This window comes from Acetomicrobium thermoterrenum DSM 13490 (genome assembly GCF_900107215.1).
GTDB classification, from domain to species: domain Bacteria; phylum Synergistota; class Synergistia; order Synergistales; family Acetomicrobiaceae; genus Acetomicrobium; species Acetomicrobium thermoterrenum.
In genome coordinates, this window is the sequence record NZ_FNPD01000010.1 from 47,731 (window position 1) to 62,288 (window position 14,558).

At 47.7% G+C, this 14,558-nt stretch carries 12 protein-coding genes; all 12 read left to right on the plus strand.

Annotated elements, in window-relative coordinates; all coding sequences use genetic code 11:
* The first annotated feature begins 17 nt into the window (after positions 1-17).
* Positions 18-1,208 carry a glycine C-acetyltransferase gene (locus BLU12_RS08360; RefSeq protein ID WP_091462000.1) on the plus strand — a complete coding sequence of 397 codons (1,191 nt, stop codon included), beginning with the start codon at positions 18-20 and terminating at the stop codon, positions 1,206-1,208.
* 186 nt (positions 1,209-1,394) lie between these two features.
* A complete protein-coding gene (locus BLU12_RS08365) occupies positions 1,395-2,537 on the plus strand; it encodes an ABC transporter substrate-binding protein (protein ID WP_091462002.1) in 1,143 nt (380 codons plus the stop codon).
* A 98-nt stretch (positions 2,538-2,635) separates the two neighbouring features.
* Positions 2,636-3,529, plus strand: a complete 894-nt coding sequence (locus tag BLU12_RS08370; RefSeq protein WP_009201599.1) for a branched-chain amino acid ABC transporter permease — start codon at positions 2,636-2,638, stop codon at positions 3,527-3,529.
* Positions 3,526-4,572 carry a branched-chain amino acid ABC transporter permease gene (locus BLU12_RS08375; protein ID WP_200778742.1) on the plus strand — a complete coding sequence of 349 codons (1,047 nt, stop codon included), beginning with the start codon at positions 3,526-3,528 and terminating at the stop codon, positions 4,570-4,572. Before BLU12_RS08370 ends, BLU12_RS08375 begins: the two co-directional genes overlap by 4 nt.
* On the plus strand, positions 4,565-5,353 hold the full coding sequence (locus BLU12_RS08380; protein WP_091462005.1) for an ABC transporter ATP-binding protein: 789 nt from the start codon (positions 4,565-4,567) through the stop codon (positions 5,351-5,353). Before BLU12_RS08375 ends, BLU12_RS08380 begins: the two co-directional genes overlap by 8 nt.
* Positions 5,340-6,044, plus strand: a complete 705-nt coding sequence (locus tag BLU12_RS08385) for an ABC transporter ATP-binding protein (RefSeq protein WP_091462006.1) — start codon at positions 5,340-5,342, stop codon at positions 6,042-6,044. The genes BLU12_RS08380 and BLU12_RS08385 overlap by 14 nt, the downstream gene beginning before the upstream one ends.
* A gap of 43 nt (positions 6,045-6,087) precedes the next feature.
* Positions 6,088-6,609: a CDP-diacylglycerol--glycerol-3-phosphate 3-phosphatidyltransferase gene (gene pgsA, locus BLU12_RS08390; protein ID WP_040348572.1), complete on the plus strand. Its 522-nt coding sequence runs from the start codon at positions 6,088-6,090 to the stop codon at positions 6,607-6,609.
* A gap of 27 nt (positions 6,610-6,636) precedes the next feature.
* Positions 6,637-7,848, plus strand: coding sequence for a M20 family metallo-hydrolase (locus tag BLU12_RS08395; RefSeq protein ID WP_091462009.1), 1,212 nt, complete (start codon positions 6,637-6,639; stop codon positions 7,846-7,848).
* A 157-nt stretch (positions 7,849-8,005) separates the two neighbouring features.
* On the plus strand, positions 8,006-10,675 hold the full coding sequence (secA, locus tag BLU12_RS08400) for a preprotein translocase subunit SecA (RefSeq protein ID WP_091462010.1): 2,670 nt from the start codon (positions 8,006-8,008) through the stop codon (positions 10,673-10,675).
* Positions 10,676-10,678: 3 nt separating this feature from the next.
* Positions 10,679-12,541 carry a hypothetical protein gene (locus BLU12_RS08405; RefSeq protein ID WP_091462012.1) on the plus strand — a complete coding sequence of 621 codons (1,863 nt, stop codon included), beginning with the start codon at positions 10,679-10,681 and terminating at the stop codon, positions 12,539-12,541.
* Between the two features lie 15 nt (positions 12,542-12,556).
* A complete protein-coding gene (gene argS, locus BLU12_RS08410; RefSeq protein ID WP_091462013.1) occupies positions 12,557-14,233 on the plus strand; it encodes an arginine--tRNA ligase in 1,677 nt (558 codons plus the stop codon).
* Positions 14,234-14,536 carry an FtsB family cell division protein gene (locus tag BLU12_RS08415; protein ID WP_091462015.1) on the plus strand — a complete coding sequence of 101 codons (303 nt, stop codon included), beginning with the start codon at positions 14,234-14,236 and terminating at the stop codon, positions 14,534-14,536. It abuts the gene before it with no gap.
* The last annotated feature ends 22 nt before the right edge of the window (positions 14,537-14,558 follow it).

Here is a 14,558-nt window from a genome sequence, read left to right on the forward strand (position 1 = left end):
AGGAGGGGTTCGAAAGCATGGCTTCCAATTCAAATAAGATGAGTTTTGTGACGGAGGAGCTAAAGCGCCTTAAAAACGAAGGGCTGTATGTGAATATCAGGGTAATAGAAAGCCCTCAGGGACCTTGGGTTCAGATTGAGGGAAGACGGGTTTTAAACTTGTGTTCCAACAACTATCTGGGACTTTGCAATGACCCCAGGTTATGTGCTAAGGCGAAGGAATACATAGATAAGTGCGGAGTGGGTCCCGGAGCTGTTCGTACGATAGCAGGTACCATGTCGATACATGTAGAGCTGGAGAAAAAGCTCGCTGCCTTTAAAGGTGCAGAAGCAGCCCTTGTGGTGCAATCCGGTTTTTGTGCCAACCTTTCGGCCATTCCTCCTCTTGTGGGAAAGGGCGATTTGATCTTCAGCGATGAACTGAATCACGCCTCCATAATAGACGGTTGCAGGCTCAGCAGGGCCGAGATCATCCGATATTCTCACTGCGATGTGAGGGATCTTGAGGCGAAGTTAAAGGAGTATGCCGATAGAGATTGCCGCAAGCTGGTCGTAACCGACGGTGTCTTCTCCATGGATGGTGACATAGCTCCGCTTCCTGAGATTGTCGAGGTTGCAGAAAAATACGGAGCCATGGTAATGGTCGATGATGCTCATGGCGAAGGGGTTTTGGGGCGCGGAGGCAGAGGCATTGTAGATCATTTCGGTCTTGGCGACAGAGTTGACGTGGAAGTGGGCACACTCTCCAAGGCCTTTGGGGTCGTGGGGGGATTTGTGGCGGGAAGCAAGGAGCTTGTCGAGTATCTGCGTCAAAAAGCTCGTCCAAACCTTTTCAGCAGTGCCCTTACCGTTCCCGATGTTGCTGCCAACATTGCGGCCGTTGACATCTTGGAGAAAAGCGACGACCTGGTAAAGAAGCTTTGGGAGAATGGCGACTACCTCAAGAAGTCTTTAAAGGAAAGAGGTTTTGATGTGGGCAGATCCCAGACACCCATCACTCCTGTCATGATAGGTGATGCAAATAAGGCAAAGGAGTTCAGCCTTAGACTCTTTGATGAAGGTATCTTTATACAGTCTATTGCCTTTCCGACCGTTCCCGTCGGGACGGCGAGGCTCAGAGCTATGGTCTCTGCTGCTCATGCCAGAGAAGACTTGGATTTTGCCGTAGATAAGTTCGCGAAAGTCGGAAAGGCGCTGGGCATAATTTAAATTCCTTCAAAACCGTTTTAAACTCGTAACAAAGGGGCCTTCACATGGAAAGGGAAGGCTCCTTTTGATTTTTGCCTCCTCGAATAGCAGGGATATTACTTTCCCTGGGTTGTCTTTTTGTATATAATTATGACGATTGAGAATGTTTTTTGAGTTTACATTTTAACAGTTGGAGGAGGGGATTAGATGAAAGGCGTTGGGCGTATTTTAGTTGCAGGCTTGATTTTGCTTTTGTTGGGAACGGGTGCCTATGCTGCAGAAGACGTCATCAAAATCGGAGTATATGAGCCTTTGACGGGTCAAAATGCCTTTGGCGGTCAGCTCACTGTTGAGGGTATTCAGCTCGCCCACGAACAAGCCCCGGAGGTATTGGGCAAGAAGGTTGAGCTCGTCATCGTGGACAACAAGTCCGACAAGGTTGAAGCCGCTAATGCCGTTAAAAGGCTCATCGAGAGGGATAAGGTCGTGGCTATAATCGGTAGCTACGGTTCTTCTCTCAGTATGGCCGGAGGTGAGGTTGCCGAGCAATATGGTATACCATGTATCACCGATTCGGCTACGAATCCCTTGGTAACCCAGGGCAAGAAATATTATTTCCGCATGTGTTTTATCGATCCCTTTCAAGGGGCTGCTGCGGCTAAATACGCTTACGAGCAGCTGGGCGTCAGGAAGGCAGCCATACTAAAGGACGTTGCCCAGGACTATTGCGTTGGCCTTGCGGCCTTCTTTAGGAGGGCTTTCTTGGACCTGGGCGGCGAGGTTGTAGCCGATCTTAACTATCAATCGGGAGATCAGGACTTCACTGCCCAACTTACAGAGATAATAAGCAAAGGGCCGGAGCTTCTTTACATACCTTCCTACTTTGCCGAGGGTGCCATAATAATGAAACAGACAAGAGAACTTGGCGGAAACTTCCATATCATGGGCGGGGATGCCATGGACAACCCCGACATGATAAAGATTGGAGGAGAAGCCGTCGAGGGATTCATATATACCACCTTCCCCTATGCTCCGGAAATGCCCGATATGAATCCAATAGCCCAGGAATTTACCAAGGCCTTCAGGGAAAAATACAAAAAGGAACCAAATGCCAATGCGGCATTAGGGTATGATTGCTATATGCTGTTAATCGATTGCATACAAAGGGCCGGTAAGGCAGACCCAGATGCAATCAGAGATCAGCTCGAAAAGACCAAGGATTGGGTGGGCGTTACGGGTTCAACGACGATCGACGAAAACCACAATGCCATAAAGGCCGTCGGAATAAAGATGGTAAAGGACGGGCAGCAAGTTTACGTCGCAACAGTTCAGCCCGAAGGCAGTAAGTAAAAGGGGAAGCTCTTTTTAAAGGTGTGCTGATAATTAACCAAATCAGGGGGAGTATTGTCTCCCCCTGATTTTTAAGACCGTCGAAGAGGGGGAATTATATGTCTTATCAAATGTTTATCCAACACTTTTTGAACGCCGTTACCCTTGGAAGTCTTTATGCCTTGATAGCAATCGGTTATTCGATGGTTTATGGCATTTTGAGGCTGATAAACTTCGCTCATGGAGAAATATTCATGCTGGGAGCCTATTTCGTTTTTTGGGGAACTACCCTTCTGCACCTCCCCTGGTTGGTGGCTGTCCCTACTGCAATTGCGGTCACAGCTCTCTGCGGTGTTTTGGTGGACAGGTGCGCCTACAGACCCTTAAGGGATGCACCTAGAATTTCTGCTTTGATCAGTGCTATCGGAGTTTCCTTCTTCTTGCAAAACTTCGCAATAGTGGTCTTTTCTGCCATACCCAGACCCGTCTATCGGCCGGGATGGCTGGTAACGCCAATATTGATACAGGGAGTGCATTTTTTACCCCTCACCCTGGTAGTTCCCTTTATATCCTTTGTTTTAATGTTGGTGGTGCTTTATATCGTATATAAAACGAAGCCGGGGTTGGCGATGCGCGCCATATCCAAGGATATCGAAACGAGTCGTTTGATGGGCGTCTCAGTGGACCAGATAGTAGCCATCACCTTTATGATCGGTTCGGCTTTGGCGGCAGCATCAGGCATTATGTGGTCATTGAGGTATCCTCAAGTTCATCCGATGATGGGCATGATCCCAGGGTTTAAGGCCTTTATAGCGGCTGTGGTTGGAGGCATCGGCTCCATACAGGGGGCCGTCATCGGAGGCATGTTGCTTGGATTTATAGAAATAATGATAGTTGCCTTTTTCCCCAACCTATCGGGTTTTAAAGATGCCTTTGCTTTCGTGTTGCTCATATTTCTCTTACTTCTGAGGCCTACGGGCATTATGGGTGAACGACTGGAGGAAAAGGTATGATGTCTTCCAGGAGAAACTTAATTTTAAATATTTTGGCGGTCCTCTGTTTCGGCATGTTTTTGTGGTGGGCGGAAGGCCACCTAAGCGGCTATCAAATTCAAATCATGAACTTGATAGCCATAAATACCATCTTGGCGTTGGGCCTTAATTTGATCTATGGCTTTGGCGGTATGTTTTCCTTGGGACACGCGGGGTTCATGGCCATTGGCGCTTATACCTGTGCACTTTTAATATTGCCTCCCTTGCAGAAGGAAATGATTTTCATACTTCAGCCTCTGAGATGGCCCTTTTCGGTGCTTCACGCTCCCTTTTTGGTTGCCGTCGTGTTGGGTGGAGCGATGGCCGCAGTCTTTGGAATATTGGTGGGAATTCCCATTTTAAGGCTCGGCGGAGATTATCTTGGCATAGCGACTTTAGGTTTTGCCGAGATAGTGAGGGTTGTTGCCAACAACATTCCGAGCATTACCAACGGAGCTCTTGGATTGAAGGGAATTCCTCCCTATGCCAATATATGGTGGAATTACGGTTTCCTCTTAGTAGTATTATACTCTATGGTTAGGGTAGTCAACAGTAATTACGGCAATGTCTTAAAGGCCATAAGGGACGACGAGATGGCAGCGAAGGCCATGGGAATTGACGTATTCAGATACAAGATTCAGGTCTTTGCAATGGGTACTTTTCTTGCCGGCATAGGAGGGGCATTGCAGGCCAGCTTCATCACGACCATTGACCCCAGGATGTACATGTTTACGATGACATTTAACGTTCTAATGATGGTTGTGGCCGGCGGTCTCGGTTCAATAACGGGAACATGCATAGCAAGCGCAATAATAACCATATTGTTGGAGTGGTTGAGGATAGTAGAAAGCCCCATGGACTTTGGGCCCGTACATATACCGGGAATTCCGGGCATGAGGATGGTCATCTTTTCCTTGGCGCTTATATTCATAATACTCTTCAGGCGAGAAGGCATAATGGGCATGAAAGAGTTAACTTGGGATGCGATATTTGGTCGTATGGGGAGGGCAGGAAAAGATGAATGATTATATTATGAGACTGGAAGGCATGACTATGCGATTTGGCGGCTTAACGGCCGTTAAAGACCTATCACTAAATGTGCCTAAAGACTCCATCGTAGGCCTTATAGGACCTAATGGGGCTGGAAAGACTACAGTTTTTAACGTAATAACGGGATTTTACAAGCCCACGTCGGGAAAAGTCTTTTTCAAGGACAGGGACATCTCGGGGAAACAACCTCATGAGGTATGTTCCTTAGGAATCGCGCGCACTTTTCAAAACATCAGGTTATTTGGAAATGAGACTGTGCTGCAAAACGTGATGATAGCATGTAATGTTAGACTGCCGATAAGGTGGTGGGAACCTCCTTTGCTCTTGCCCTCGGTTTTTAAGAAGGAGCGCACCATCAAGGATAAGGCCATGGATTTATTGTGCAAGGTTGGGCTCGAGGACTTGGCCGACGAAGCGGCAACCTCTCTCCCCTACGGTCAGCAGAGACGATTGGAGATAGCTCGCGCTCTTGCTACGGACCCCGAGCTGCTCCTTCTTGACGAGCCGGCTGCCGGCATGAATCCTAGAGAAACGCATGCATTGATGGAGTTTATCAAAAATATCAGAGATCTCTTCGGCTTGACCATCATGTTGATAGAACATGATATGCGCGTCGTTATGGGCATTTGCGAGCATATATGGGTTTTGGACTATGGTGTTCTTATAGCGGAAGGCCCTCCCTCTTTCATCCAATCCGACAAAAAGGTCATTGAAGCTTACCTTGGAGAGGAGTATGCTCGTTATGTTAACGGTTAAGGACCTTCACGTTTACTACGGAGGAATTCATGCCATAAAGGGCATTTCCATCGAGGTCCCGCAGGGAGTTATCATTACCTTGATTGGAGCTAACGGAGCTGGCAAAAGCAGCACTTTGAGATCTATAGCGGGATTGGTAAGACAAAAGAACGGGATAATATCTTATAATGACGAGGATATCTCGAGATTATCTCCGGAAAAAATAGTTGAAAAGGGCATCGTTTTGGTTCCCGAGGGCAGAAAGATCTTTCCGAACCTGACCGTTATGGAAAATTTGATGCTGGGAGCTTATTTGAGAAAGGATGAAGAGGGAATAAAAAGGGATCTAGAGTGGGTATTTGAACTTTTCCCGAGGCTTAAAGAGAGAACTTGGCAAAAGGGAGGGACTCTATCGGGAGGGGAACAGCAGATGCTTGCCCTCGGCAGGGCGCTCATGGGCAATCCGCAACTTGTCATGATGGATGAACCTTCCTTGGGACTTGCGCCCATCTTGGTTAAGGAAGTGTTTGATATAATAAAAGAGATAAATGCTCAGGGCAAGACCATACTTCTCGTCGAGCAAAACGCCTTTGCCGCGTTAAATATAGCTCATTACGCTTACGTCTTGGAAGTGGGCCAAATAGTTCTCCAAGGTCCAGGCGAGGAGTTGATAAAAAATCCACAAGTGAGGGAGGCATATCTAGGTGTCTGAAGGGCCTGTTCGAGGTGGCAACTTAAAGGGAGGCGTTACCAAGATGGGCAGCATAAATCTTCCGAACGCGTTAAGTCTTTCGAGGGTCTTTTTGGTTCCCTTGATGCTGGTATTCTTGAGCCTGGGGATCAAGTACGGCGATATTTTGGCCGGCGTGGTGTTCATGGTGGCCGCTTTCACCGACATGGCCGATGGATATATCGCCAGAAAGCATGGCATGGTCACGAATTTGGGCAAGTTTATAGACCCTCTGGCGGATAAAATTTTGGTGATGGCAGCGTTAGTTGCCTTAGTGGAGCTTCAAAGACTGCCGGCATGGATAGTGGTGGTCATCCTGTCCAGGGAGTTCATAGTTACGGGATTAAGGATGGTCGCCGCGGCTGACGGCGAAGTCATTGCTGCTTCTAAGGGCGGCAAAGCCAAGACTGTGAGTCAGATCATAGCAATATTTATGATCATGTTCGGTTTGCCAGGCGGCATGATCATGATGTGGGTGGCGATGATACTGACAATCTGGTCAGGGATGGATTACTTAATTAAAGGCAGGGAATTTCTTTTTAAGTGATGCAAAAGTTAAGGAGGATATGTTTTGATGAAAGACCTCTCTGATGTTTTGGATTCCATGGAGGAGGATATGACTCGCCTCCTCTGCGATTTGGTGTCTATACCCGCCGTTTCCCCGGAGAGCGGAGGTAAAGGCGAGGCCGAGAAGGCAGCCTTTTTAAGCCAGTTTATAAGAAAAATTGGATTGGGTTCTCCCGAACGTTTTGACGCGAGCGATCCCGATGCAGAGGGAGGATTAAGGCCAAATATAGTCGTCAGAATCCCAGGAACATCGAAAGAGCGCCTATGGATAGTTGCCCATATGGACGTAGTTCCCGAAGGAGACCGGTCTTTATGGGATACCGATCCCTTTGTTCCCGTCGTTAAAGACGGCAAAGTCTACGGCAGAGGGGCCAATGACAATGGTCAAGAGATCGTCGCTTCTCTCTTTGCGGCATATGCTCTAAAGAAATTGGGTTTAAAGCCAGCAAGAGAAGTGTGTCTCTGTTATGTGGCCGATGAGGAGTTGGGAAGTAAGCACGGCATTCAATACTTGCTCAATAATGACCTCTTTTTGCCCGAGGATATGGTAGTCGTCCCCGATGGGGGAACTGAACGTGGGGATTTTATAGAAATAGCCGAGAAGTCGATACTGTGGTTCGAGGTTAAGGTCCTGGGCAAACAAGTTCATGCAAGCAAACCCCATGAGGGATTGAACGCTTGCAGGATAGCCAATGAGCTGGCCGTGGAATTGGATAGAGCTTTGCATTCTGCTTTCCCGGAACAGGATGACATTTTCGCCCCACCAATTTCCACCTTTGAACCTACGAAAAGGGATGCAAATGTAGCTAACGTCAATACCGTGCCCGGAAGGGAAACCTTTGCCTTCGATTGCAGGATCTTGCCTGACACTTCTTTGGACGATGTCTTGAAGGTCATAGATGAGGTATGCAGGCGAAAATCCGGCGTAAGCGGAGCTGTAATAGAATATCGAATTCTCCAAAGAAACGATGCCGCCCCTCCGACGGATGCCGAAGCTCCCGTAGTGCAGCTGTTGAAAAGAGCTGTCAATGATGTCTTGGGGGTAGATCCTGTCGTCGGAGGAATTGGAGGCGGTACCTGCGCAGCCTTTTTCAGGTCTCAAGGTATTCCTGCAGCCGTATGGGCCCAGGAGGTCGATACAGCCCATATGCCAAACGAATATGCTGTAATAGAACACATGGTAAACGAAGCGAAGGTCTTCGCTCATCTGATGCTTTAAGCTCTTTGATCGACCCGTTACCGGTCGCATATAAGCCATATCATGATGCAGGGGATTTTGCTGCTTAAGTCGAAAGGCGGATCCCCTTATTTGCGTTTCCGGGTTATAAAAGTGATATTATTCTACGAATTTCAGGTTCTTTATGAGGTGAATAGGTATGTTAAACGGTTTAAAAAAGATTTTGGGATTGGACGCCAACGACAGGGCGTTGAAAAGATATTCCCAAACAGTAAATGAGATAAATGCTCTTGAAGAAGAAGTTGCTGTTTTAAGCGACGATGACCTCGCGAGGGAAATTGCGGAGATGCGCCGAAGGGTTGTCGAGGGAGGGCAACCTCTCGACGAAGTGATGTGCCGAGTATTTGCAATAGTCAGAGAAGCTGCGAAGAGGACTTTAGGGATGAGGCATTTCGACGTGCAGGTCACGGGAGCGATTGCCTTGCACGAGGGAAAGATAGCGGAGATGAAGACAGGCGAAGGAAAGACGTTAGTTGCCACAATGCCCGTCGTATTGAACGCTTTGAAGGGCAAAGGCGTTCATGTCGTGACGGTAAATGATTACTTGGCTAAACGTGATGCCGAGTGGATGGGCAAAGTATATCGTTTCCTCGGGTTGTCTGTCGGGGTAATTTACCCCTTTATGAGCATTGAAGAGAGAAGAGAAGCCTACGAAGCGGATATCACTTATGGTACCAACAGCGAATTCGGCTTCGATTATTTGAGGGACAATATGGCAATTTCGCCCTCTCAGTTGGTGCAAAGGGGACATCACTATGCAATAGTGGACGAGGTCGATTCCATTTTGATAGATGAGGCTAGAACTCCTCTTATAATATCAGGCCCATCAGAGGAGTCTGTTGAACCCTACAAAGTTGCCGACAGGATAGCGAAGTCCTTGACCGTTAACGAGGATTTCGAGATAGATGAAAAGGAAAAGAATGTGGCTTTGACCGAGGTAGGAATTAAGCGATGCGAAAAAATTCTGGGCATCGAAGATATATATGCTGAGGTGGAAACCTCGGAATTGCTTCATAAGATTGTGCAGGCCCTTAAGGCCAGATATCTTTTTAAGCGCGACGTCCATTACGTCATAAAGGACGGAGAAGTTGTGATCGTCGACGAGTTTACGGGGAGGTTGATGTACGGGCGGCGCTATTCCGATGGCCTTCATCAAGCAATCGAAGCCAAGGAGGGCGTCCGAATAGGAAGGGAAAATCAAACCCTTGCGACCATTACACTGCAAAACTACTTCAGGATGTATGAAAAATTGGCTGGCATGACAGGGACTGCCGCCACCGAGGCCGAGGAGTTTAATGAGATTTATGGCCTGGAAGTCGTCGTAATCCCAACCCATAAGCCGATGATCCGCCGCGATTTCCCCGATATCATTTACAGAAGCAAACGGGAAAAATTCGCAGCTGTCGCTGATGAGATCAAAGAATGCTACGAAAGGCGTCAGCCCGTGTTGATCGGCACAACATCGATAGAGAATTCAGAAAAACTAAGTAAATTGCTTTCAGCGCGCCACGTCCCTCATCAGGTCTTGAACGCAAAATATCATGAAAAGGAAGCAAAGATCATTGCCCAAGCCGGCCGTGTGGGTGCTGTCACGGTTGCCACAAATATGGCCGGGAGGGGGACGGATATCCTTCTCGGCGGCAATCCAGAGTTTCTTGCTCTGGAAGAGGCGGAAAAGAGGGGCGTAGATGTGGAAGGCGACAGGAAAGCCTATGAGGCCATATTAGAAGAATATAAAAGTCTATGCGACGAGGAGCACAAAAAAGTTGTATCCCTGGGAGGACTGCACGTCATTGGTACTGAGCGGCACGAATCTAGAAGGATAGATAATCAGTTGAGAGGGCGAAGCGGCCGCCAAGGCGACCCAGGATCATCGAGGTTTTATCTTTCCCTGGAGGATGATTTGCTTCGTCTCTTTGGATCGGACAGGATACAGGGCATAATGGAAAAGCTGGGCATGCAGGAAGGCGAGGCCATCGATCACCCTCTTTTGAGCAGGGCCATAGAGTCGGCCCAGAAAAAGGTAGAACAATATCACTTCGACATCAGGAAACAATTATTACAATATGATAGCGTTATGAATCAACAAAGAATAGCCATATACGACGAGAGGAAACGAATTCTTTTCGCCGACGATTTGATCGAACATACGTGGCAAATAATAACGGATACTTTAGACGAAATACTCGAGTCATATTACCCTGAAGGACAGGAAGCGGATCAGAGGGGAGCCGTTTTAAAGGTTAAAGCCCTTTTCAACGGGAGAGTTGCTGAATGCCTAACCGGCGTGGACGATCGCTCCCTTTTGCCCGAGGCCAGGGAAAAGATGGTTTCCCTTTTAAGAGACGAGTTTGAGGCAAAACTTGAGGAGCTTGGAAGGGAGACGGCCAATACGATATTTAAGATGATCCTGCTGCACGTTGTTGACTCCTACTGGAAAGAACATCTGCTGGCAATGGACGATCTGAGACGCGGTATAGGGCTTCGTGCCTTAGGTCAAAAGGATCCGTTGTTAGAATATCAGTTTGAATCATACAACTTATTTCAGCAGATGCTTGGCAGCATTCGCGAGGGTGTGGCCCGTTTGGCTCTAAAGGTTTCGGTGGCACGTGAGGGGAAGACTCCTCAGCCTCAAAATAGGAGAGAAATCAGGGATCTCGCTTTGGTCGGGTCTGCTGGCAAAGCAAGCAGCGAAAGAAACATTGAACCTACGCAAGGTCCAAGGCGGACCCAAAAGGTGGGGCGAAACGACCCCTGCCCCTGCGGTAGTGGCAAGAAGTACAAATACTGTTGCGGAAGGAATGCATAGTTCATGTTCTTTGCCATGAGGATCGAAAGAGCTTTCTTTATTAAAGCTGCAATTTTGCTTTCTATAATGCTTTTTTTCTTTGCAGCTCCTGCCGTAGCCTTTGCGGGAGACGAGGAGAATTTGAAGCTTATTCGGGATTATGTCAAGCAGGTTCCTCCTCTGACTGCTTACGGCAAAGATACCAGGGCAATGGTATGGCAGAGAAGCTACGAGTATAAACTGCTTGCCGACGGAAGCATGCTGGTCCGGACAAAATGGCTCATATACTCTGAGTCCCCGCTATCGGAAAGCTGGAGAAATTGGAAGTTTCCCTTCGTTGGCGACGAAAGGGTAACGATCGATGAGGCCAAGATTTACGATCCCCTTAGCTTCGAACTCTATGCCCCTTTGTCCCCGAAAAAGGTAGAAAGTGGGGGCTTGTCCTGGTACGAGGTAAACGTCCCTCTTTTGGACGTCCCAAACGTTTTGGTCATTTCCTACCAAAAGGAATACCCTGGCAGATGGAACGTCGATGATGCAATACCCATAGGGCTCGATCTTCCGCAATGGAGGGTCGAAATAGCGGTATCCGTTCCCCACGGCTCCAGCTTGACATGGACAATGCCTAAGGATCGACAAGTTTCCCATAGACTTGCAAGAGGAGTGGAAGACACGTATATCTGGGAATTTATAAACCAATTCCCTCAAGGGGTAAATGCACTGGAAGAAGGAAACGATAACTTTCTCGTCTTCAGTATGCGTAGCGGTTGGCTCAACGCTATTAAGCCGCTTGAGGATTGGGCATCGGGCTTGAAGTCAATTGTTCCTGAAGCTGTCGGGAAATTTATTGGCAACAACAAACAGAGCGCTGGCACAGAGATATTACAATGGGTTGGAAGAGAAGATCTTTTGCTGCAGGATTTCAAAATGTCCGATGTAAGAAGGAGCCCTGAAGCTATCCCCGGGGAAGGTCCCTGGACGCCATGGGAAAGGACAGTTCTTACAGCCCATTGGCTTTCCATGGCGGGTTGGGATGTGCGAATCAATTGGCTGCCCTTCGTCGTTCCCGAAGAAGACGTCCCTGGAACGCCGAAAATGATATCTCGTCCAATTCTGGAAGCTAGAACTCCCGGAAGTAGCATCTATAGGATTTATGATTTGAGATCTCCCATGACAGGAGGTGCCACAGTACCAGATTCTCTGTGGGGAGAGACTCTTTGCTTCTACGATGGCAATGGCGTGCAGTTGAAACAAATCGATCGCGGAAGCGTCGGCGATCATCGATTGCGAGTAAAATGGAATCTGGAATTGACAGAATTGGGAGAGGCCAAAGGTACGCTTGAATTGAACCTCAACGGGGGCTGGCCTTACGTCGTATTTGGTGGGCAAAGTCCCTTTTTAGACCTGTCGTCTTCCATGCGCGTCTACCCGACTCAAATCGTGGTGAGGTGGAACGAGGGGGAGATATCGGAAAGACAGGGGGGCGTGAGGATTGTGTATCCCGTATCGGGTATATTGGGAATTCCCAGCGACAGCCAGATGCTTTTGAGGTTCCCGATGACGGCCTTCAATTTTCTCGAAGCCTTGGGTTCAATGGATGTAGGGTCGAAATTGAAGTTCCCCTTCTTGGTCGAAGGCATTGTGACGCTTAGATTGCCCCAGGGTTTTGAGGCCTTCTCGATGCCTTCGTTGCAGTCTAAAAAAGACGGCAAAATTCAATGGGAACAGAAAATCGACAAAAGAAGTCGTGGTAGAATTGTGGAGGCTAACTGGCGTTTATTGGTGAATGAAACATCCATAAACGAAGAAACTTTTTTGACATTGCGTGCAGGCTTTAAAGCCTTGCAACAGTGGAACAATTTGGCTATTCCTATCCGCAAGAAATGATGGAGGGTTGGTTTTATGATTGACGTAGAATCCCACATTAAGGACCTTTTGAATGATGCCATAATTTCGGCTGCGAAAGACGAAAACCTAGTTTACCCTGAGGACCTGGAGATAATCATAGAAAGGCCTCGTCGCGAAAATCAAGGCGATTACGCCACAAATGTAGCTATGCTTATGGCTCGCCACTGGGAAATGAAGCCGAGGGACATCGCTCAAGTAATCATTTCCCATTTAAAGAAAAGCGAATACGTGGAAAAGGTCGAAGTAGCAGGACCGGGTTTCATAAATTTCTTCCTGTCGGACCTTTGGATGTCAGAGCTTATCAGGGAAATAATCGCTAAAGGGGAAGACTACGGCAAAAGGGACTTGGGGGAGGGGAAGCGTGCTCAAATCGAATTTGTCAGCGCAAATCCAACGGGACCTTTGCACATAGGCCACGGCCGCGGAGCTGCCGTGGGAGATGTTATGGCCAACATACTTTCCTTTGCTGGATGGCATGTGGAAAGGGAATATTACATTAACGATGCCGGTCTTCAAATGAAGTTGCTCGGGAGATCGGTTCAGGCCCGTTACTTTGAGTTGCTTGGGAGGTCGGAGGCTGCCCCCTTCCCTGAGGACGGGTACAAAGGGGACTATATTTACGAGATAGCTCAGGAGATCATAGACAGAGAAGGAGATAAATTTCTAGACCTGTCCATCGAAGAGACATTGGATTATTTTAAGGATTATGCCGTGAAGGTGATCTTAAATGGAATTAAGAAGGACCTGGAGGACTTTAGAGTACTTTTCGACGTTTGGTTTTCCGAAAAAACGCTTCATGAACGGGGCCTCATTCGCGAAATGGTCGATTTTTTGATGAAACGGGGGCTTGCCTATGAAAAAGAGGGGGCCATATGGTATAGATCGACTCAATTTGGCGATGAGAAAGATAGGGTGCTGATCAGGTCAAACGGAGAACCTACGTATTTTGCTTCCGATGTCGCTTATCATAAGGATAAATTCGACAGAGGATTTGATCTTGTCATCGACGTATGGGGCGCGGATCACCACGGATATGTTCCGCGCATGAAAGCTGCAGTTCAGGCCCTGGGAAGATCGCCTGATGACCTTCAAGTTTTATTAATACAATTCGTTAGTTTAATTAAACAGGGCATGATGGTCTCCATGTCCACCAGAGCGGGGGAGTTCGTAACCCTCCGGGAGATGATGGATGAAGTGGGAGTAGATGCGATGCGATATTTCTTCCTGATGAGGAAGTGCGATTCCCATCTCGATTTCGATATAGATTTGGCGAAGAGCACTTCGACGGATAACCCCGTCTATTACGTCCAATACGCCAGTGCCAGGTTGCACAGCATATTTAAAGAGGCGTCCTCTAGAGGCATAAAGTTACCTACACCGGAGAAAGTCGACATCTCTTTATTGAAGACGGAGGAGGAAAAAGCCCTAATTAAATGTCTTGGCAAATTTCCCGAGGAAGTTGCCAAGGCGGCAAAGGAACTTTCACCTCACTTGATCGTTTTTTACGCCTATGAATTGGCTAAAGTCTTTCATTCTTTTTATAACGCCCACAGGGTTTTGGGCGAGGAAAAATCTTTGTCGGATGCCAGGCTGATTTTGGTGCGTGCAGTACAGGTAGTGTTGCTGAATGTCTTGGGGTTGCTAAAAATTAACGCTCCGGAAGTGATGTAAGTGCCGAGGCTTAGGTGGATAGTTGTTTCTCTTTGTTCAATTCTCCTGTTTTTAATGCTCTTTAACGGTTACCTGCGGGAGCTTAAAAAGTTGAACGAGCTATCCAACCGCATAGACGAGCACGTTCAAACCCTGGTAAGGTTGAAGCTGGATATCGAGGATAAAAACGAGAAAATAAACTATTACAATACTCCCGATGGAATTGCCAAGTTGGCGCGACAGGAGTTCAATCTCGTGCTTCCTGGAGAAAAGATCTATATTTTAGAATATTATACTACCGAGGAAGGACCTCAAAAAAAATAACAGCAATCCCTTTGGTCTGTTT

Coding starts and splice junctions, on each gene's coding strand:
- argS (WP_091462013.1), top strand. CDS start 12,557: ATGATTGACGTAGAATCCCACATTAAGGACCTTTTGAATGATGCCATA.
- BLU12_RS08375 (WP_200778742.1), top strand. CDS start 3,526: ATGATGTCTTCCAGGAGAAACTTAATTTTAAATATTTTGGCGGTCCTC.
- secA (WP_091462010.1), top strand. CDS start 8,006: ATGTTAAACGGTTTAAAAAAGATTTTGGGATTGGACGCCAACGACAGG.
- BLU12_RS08385 (WP_091462006.1), top strand. CDS start 5,340: ATGTTAACGGTTAAGGACCTTCACGTTTACTACGGAGGAATTCATGCC.
- BLU12_RS08395 (WP_091462009.1), top strand. CDS start 6,637: ATGAAAGACCTCTCTGATGTTTTGGATTCCATGGAGGAGGATATGACT.
- BLU12_RS08360 (WP_091462000.1), top strand. CDS start 18: ATGGCTTCCAATTCAAATAAGATGAGTTTTGTGACGGAGGAGCTAAAG.
- pgsA (WP_040348572.1), top strand. CDS start 6,088: ATGGGCAGCATAAATCTTCCGAACGCGTTAAGTCTTTCGAGGGTCTTT.
- BLU12_RS08370 (WP_009201599.1), top strand. CDS start 2,636: ATGTCTTATCAAATGTTTATCCAACACTTTTTGAACGCCGTTACCCTT.
- BLU12_RS08405 (WP_091462012.1), top strand. CDS start 10,679: ATGTTCTTTGCCATGAGGATCGAAAGAGCTTTCTTTATTAAAGCTGCA.
- BLU12_RS08365 (WP_091462002.1), top strand. CDS start 1,395: ATGAAAGGCGTTGGGCGTATTTTAGTTGCAGGCTTGATTTTGCTTTTG.
- BLU12_RS08380 (WP_091462005.1), top strand. CDS start 4,565: ATGAATGATTATATTATGAGACTGGAAGGCATGACTATGCGATTTGGC.